This is a genomic window from Pseudomonas sp. Ma2-10 (assembly GCF_054330215.1).
Genome location: NZ_JBTEYL010000085.1, coordinates 1 through 500 on the forward strand (window position 1 = coordinate 1; position 500 = coordinate 500).

At 53.8% G+C, this 500-nt stretch carries 2 protein-coding genes; both read right to left on the bottom strand.

What is annotated here, in order from left to right; all coding sequences use genetic code 11:
* Window positions 1-10: 10 nt before the first annotated feature.
* Window positions 11-319, bottom strand: coding sequence for a hypothetical protein (locus ACXPVS_RS27405; RefSeq protein ID WP_458512661.1), 309 nt, complete (start codon window positions 317-319; stop codon window positions 11-13).
* Window positions 316-500 (bottom strand): transposase domain-containing protein (locus ACXPVS_RS27410; RefSeq protein ID WP_458512662.1); only part of this gene is annotated, 185 nt, incomplete at its 5' end. The genes ACXPVS_RS27405 and ACXPVS_RS27410, both read right to left, overlap by 4 nt.

Below are 500 nucleotides of genomic sequence, written 5' to 3' on the forward strand. Positions count from 1 at the left end.
TGTCATTCCGTTATTTCTTGTGCTTGATATCCACCACCGTCCCCGCCCGTATGTCTTTGATCGACGAGAGCAAGTGCGGCGAGATATTCCAGCGCTGTCCGTTATCGCTGACCACGGTGACGCTCTTGCGATTGAACTTCATGATGGTGCCGGACAGGCGCCCGCCGTTGGGTGAGTCGAAACTTACTCGTGCACCAGGATGGAACTGCATCATCGACTTGTGAGCCTCCAACGATTCCAGCATCTTCAGGCGTTCGATAATGTGGTGATTCAGCGTCACCAATTCATCAGCACTCAGATGATCAATATTGATACTCATGACGCCTCCAGATTCCAAGGTAGTAATGCTTCAAAGTCCGCGACCGACACCGCCTGAGGCAACCGCTCCAGTACGTGGCGCAGCCACGTATAGGGCTCTTGGCCATTAGCCTTCGCGGTTTCGACCAAGCTGTAAATCTGTGCACTGGATGCGGCGCCCTTGGGCGTATCGCTGAATAACC

Bases quoted from the DNA above. Each gene is read 5' to 3' on its own strand.
- ACXPVS_RS27405 (WP_458512661.1), bottom strand. From the start codon at position 319: ATGAGTATCAATATTGATCATCTGAGTGCTGATGAATTGGTGACGCTG.